General features: G+C 38.3%; 2 protein-coding genes. One reads left to right on the top strand and one right to left on the bottom strand.

What is annotated here, in order from left to right:
* Window positions 1–59 precede the first annotated feature (59 nt).
* On the bottom strand, window positions 60–1,565 hold the full coding sequence (locus CALSC_RS01750; protein ID WP_088239711.1) for a sensor histidine kinase: 1,506 nt from the start codon (window positions 1,563–1,565) through the stop codon (window positions 60–62).
* Between the two features lie 243 nt (window positions 1,566–1,808).
* Here CALSC_RS01750 and CALSC_RS01740 point away from each other — a divergent pair, with 243 nt between their 5' ends.
* Window positions 1,809–4,775 (top strand): two-partner secretion domain-containing protein, encoded by a 2,967-nt coding sequence (locus CALSC_RS01740; protein WP_088239709.1) that lies wholly within the window; start codon window positions 1,809–1,811, stop codon window positions 4,773–4,775.
* Window positions 4,776–5,180: the final 405 nt, after the last annotated feature.

Genomic DNA, 5,180 nt, shown 5'->3' with positions numbered 1-5,180 from the left:
ACTAACAACTAACAACTAACAACCATCAACCCTCACTCTCTCACTTCCATCTATTACTCTTAATTCTTCGCTCCTAATGGCTGCTTGTCTTGGATTTCCAAGGGTAAAAAGATTGTTAAAATTTCTCCATGACGGGGACGTTGTCGGACAATCAGCTTACCACCGATTTCTTGAAATAGATGTTTAGTTGCAGAGAGATTGAGGCTAATTGTACCCGTTTCTGGTTGGAAAGTTAATAATTGCCCCAGGGCTTTGCGAATAGGTGGGGTACATGAAAATGCCGATTTTCGATCTGGCTCTTGAGATTGAGGTAAAGGTAATAATTGCAACTTTAATTGGTTCCCCGCCGGAATTACCTGTACTTGAATGTGACTTCCTGAGGGTAAATTGCGAGTCACATTTTCCATGACACCAGTCAAAACCCGATCCAACATGACAGGATTACTGATCACTGTTGGTAGTTGTTGGGGTAAAACAACTTCTAAAGTTAGGTTACGTCTACTAGCAGTTTCTTGCCAACGGGGGATATTTTGCTGGAGAACTTGATCCAAAGACATAGCCGTTAGAGGAGTTTTAGTAGTTGTTTTGCCAACAGGACTAGTTTCCAACTCTGCTGCTTGGAATAGTAACTCCATGCGATCAATTTGTTCGGTGCATTCGCAGTCTATAATTTTTAAACGCTTGATAACGTTAGCAGACAAGTCCTTTTGCCTTAACAATAAGCGTGTCATGGTGCGAATCGTTGTTAATGGGGTACGGACTTCATGGGCGAAGGCTTGCAGTAACTCTACATCATTACGCTGTGTATAAGAGTGAGAATTTTCCACACCATTGCTGATTGTATCCTGTTCATCTAAACCAGAATCGGGCAATGAGCTATTTCCCTTCTCATTTTGTCCTTTGGCTACAGTCTCTGTTTTTACCTCTGGTTCTGGTATATATGTTAGTAATAACTGGCTAAACTGCACAACTTGGCGGTAATCTGGTTGTGCTTGTGGATATTGTTGTACTAACAACTCTAAATCAGCAAATAAGTTGGGATTAGTCAGCATTACCCTTGCTCCCAATGCCTGCCATGCTTGCTGAACGACTTCTGGTTCAAAAGAGAAAAGATAATGGCGGCTACCATTTTCTTCTGGTGTCAAAACCAGCAGCAATCTAAATTTTCCCGTAAATATCAAGCAAAACTGCTCTTGTGCCAAAGGATCTACTGGTAACAAAGGTAATACAGATTCTTGGGGATTAACCTTTAAATCTGGATTAACATCAACAGTAGGCATTTGAAATGGCATCAACGCCAAGGGGTTAAATGGCTTGCCTGTAAAAGTAATAGTTTGTATCTGATGAGCCAATTGTGGTTGGCTAAATACGGGAACTGGCCCGGTGAATACCAATCCAGGTATACTATTATGATTGGTATTTTCAACATTACTTAATAGCATTTGTTCTGCTGCCGCTAAACTCATTCGCCATTGCTGTTGAGCTTTTGCAGATGAACATTCAACAAAAGTGGATTGATTGGTGGTTACAACTTCTTTCAAACTTGGCAAGATCCATTTGTACACCGATTTTCACCCCTTGATTTGCTAGTGACCTTGAGCGTGTAAGCAAATTCATCACTACCTACGAGGTTATAGCTATTTGTGTGTAAATGAAAGTCGTAGAACCGAACAAATAAGGTGCGATTTTCCTCTACACCTTGGTCAATTTCCCGAAAATAATCTTTTCCAGATAAAAATAAAAGCGATAGATAAATTTTACTTGGATTTTGGGAATAATAAATTAAAATATCTCCCAACGAAAATAAGATGCTGAAGTTATTAACAGCGAATTTATATATATTCTGTGTTCTTACTATCTATTATTTATTTCTAGTGCCATCAGCGATCGCACAAGTCACTTCTGATAACTCCCTGAACACAAAAGTTACTGTTGATGGGATCAAGTATCAGATTGAAAATGGCACAATCTCTGGAACCAATCTATTCCATAGTTTTGATCAGTTCTCTGTTCCGACAAATGGTTCTGCGATTTTCAAGAATAATACAAATATTCAAAACATTTTTGGTCGAGTAACTGGGGGTAATATTTCTAATATTGATGGTTTAATTGAGGCTAATGGCACAGCCAGTCTATATTTAATTAACCCTAATGGAGTTATTTTTGGTTCTGGTGCTTCGCTGAACATTGGTGGTTCTTTTGTGACCTCAACAGCAGATATTATCCTCTTTCCAGATAATGTAAAATTTAGCGCCACTAATACTAGTACACCACCAATCCTCAGTATGAAAGTTCCTGTAGGATTGCAATTGGGTTCTAATCCCGGAGATATTATTGTCAATGGTTCAGGAAACGAATTAAATCTTGTTAGTCGCACCAATCCTTCTATTAACAGGAGTAATAGACCCGTAGGGCTGCAAGTTAAGGATGGTCAAACCCTTGCCCTCGTTGGTGGGAATGTCACTCTCAATGGAGGAAATCTGACTGCAAACTCAGGAAGGATTGAAATAGGAAGTGTTCGTGAAGGCACAGTTAATATAATTCATAGCGATGCCGATACCAGTTGGAAATTAGATTATCAAGATATTAATGTCAATAACTTCCAAGATGTTAATTTATTAAGCCAGAATAATATGGGTTCTTCTTTGGAAGTGAGCAGTGATACAGCTGGTGAGATTCAGATTCAAGGAAGAAATATTAATGTTAAAGACGGTTCCGCAATTTTGGCTGACACTCTCAAAGATGGTACTGGAGGTAAGATAACACTAAAAGCCACGGAGGATATAACTGTTAGTGGTATATCTCAGTCCAAAGTATTTATGAGTTATGTCTCTACAGATGTTGCTCCCGATGCTACAGGACATGGAGGGGAAGTAAATATTGAGACTAAAAATTTGTTCCTGACTGATGGTGGTCAGATTAACGCTAATACATTTAGTTCTGGTAATGCAGGTGTCGTCAAAGTCACAGCCGATGACATTGAAATTATTGGTTTTAGTCCTTATGGTCCCAGTGGTTTATTTTCTCAAGTGAATCGAAATGCTACTGGTACAGGAGGTAATATATTTGTCACAACCAATAGCTTAAAAATGGATGGAGGAGCGCAGATTCTTGTCAATACATTTGGTATTGGGGATGGGGGCAATTTAATTGTTAAAGCTGAGGAAATAGAATTAATTGGCACAGGTGTGGCTGGTAATAGCGAGTTTTCCACTGCTTTACTCTCTAGTACGGAAAGAGGATCCACTGGAAATGCAGGTACTTTAACTGTGGAAACCAACTCTTTGAAACTGACAGATGGAGCACAAATCACTGCTAGTACTAGTAATGAAAAGAATGCTGGTAAAATCAATGTCCAGGCAAATGATATCGAATTAATTGGTACTTCAGATAGTGGGAGAAGAACCAGTGGTATATTTAGTTTTGTGAATTCTCGTACAACAGGTAATGGCGGTGATTTAAACATTACAACCGCAAACTTAAAAGTTGCCGATGGAGCTGCCATTGTTACTAGTACTGCTGCTTCGGGAAAAGCAGGAAATATTATAGTCAATGCCACTGAATCTATAGAACTAGTTGGTACATCATCCACAGGAAAAGTTAGTGGTTTGTTTGCCAGTGCTGTGTTGGATACGGGAGATGGTGGTGATATAAAAATTACCACAGACGAGCTTAGCATTAAAGATGGGGCAACCATAAATGTCAGTAATTTCTCTGCTAATAATCCCAACAGTCGTCCAGGGGAGGGAAAAACCGGGAATCTGGAAATTCAGGCTAAATCATTGTTATTAGATAGTTCCACAGCAGATACTTTCAGTAGTATTACTGCATCTAGTGCTACAAAAGACGGGGGTAATATATCTCTGCAATTGTCAGATTCATTAGTTGCTAATAATGGCAGTCAAATCCTGGCTGAAACTAGGGGAGATGATAAGGGAGGTAATATTAACATTACAAGCAAAAAGGTATCCCTGAACAGTGGAGCGGAAATTTCTGCCAATAGTACAGGCTTAGGTAAAGCAGGTAACATTAATATCTTGTTTGAAAGATTAGAAACTAATAACGGAAAAATCACTGCTACTTCAGAACAAACAGGTGGCGGTAATATTACCTTAACTGCAACTGCTAGTGAGATATTCCTGCGTAACAATAGTTTGATTAGTACTAGTGTCCTCGATAGTAATGGTGGTGGGGGTGATATTTTTATTACTGCTAATGTAATCGCACTTCTGGGAAATAGTAATATTAAGGCTAATGCTGTTTTAGGCCCTGGAGGTAATATTCAAATTAATACCCAAGGTTTATTTCTATCTTCAGATAGTGTAATTACTGCGAGTTCTCAGTTTGGTATTGATGGAGAAGTAGAGATCAATAACACAAAAGAAGAGAAAATCAATATCAAAAAATTACCAGCTACTCCCCTCGATAAAAATAAATTAGTTGCCAGAAGTTGCTCCCAACAAGAAAATTCCTTTGTAGTTGCAGGTAAAGGAGGATTACCAGTTAATCCAAGTCAAACATTGAGAAGTCAGGATTCATGGGTAGATTTACGTATTCCTGAGGGTAAGCTGGCACAAAGCAAATCACAGAAAAGCAATAATTCTGCCAGTCAACGCTCAACAACTGTAGATCAACAAGCACAGTCAACTCCTTCTCAAATCCGCGAAGCTCAAGGATGGATTGTTAATGGCAATGGGAAAATAGAATTAGTAGTTAATGCTCCTACAACAAGTTCTCATGCATCTCAGAATATTGCGGGCAATTGTCAAAGCTGATACAGTTTCCGTTCTGTTGATGATAGCCTTGACAGGCTTGGGCGCAATCATTGCGCCCCTAATTACTGCCGAAAGCATTTTTAAAATTAGTATTATTTATTACTTGTGACTTATTACTTGCGCCTAATACTATATTTTGGCACTTTTAATTGACATAGCATAAGTACGTAGATAATCGTCAATTGTATTTAAATATCTTTAGAGAAAAAATATATTATACTTATCTATTTTTCATTGAACAGAGGATTTAATAGAAATAAGCATTTAATGTATTTCATAAGCCTTTTTAGGCATTAAGATAACAATCTTTGTCTCCCCCCTTAGCCAGTCTAGGGAAAATATATTGTCAAAGAGTTTATTAGTTGTGTGTATCCAAGCAAATTAAATCCAACAAATTAACAAAAG

Origin of the sequence: Calothrix rhizosoleniae SC01 (assembly GCF_900185595.1) — a bacterium.
GTDB lineage: Bacteria > Cyanobacteriota > Cyanobacteriia > Cyanobacteriales > Nostocaceae > Calothrix_A > Calothrix_A rhizosoleniae.
This window is presented reverse-complemented; position numbering and strand designations above follow the sequence as displayed.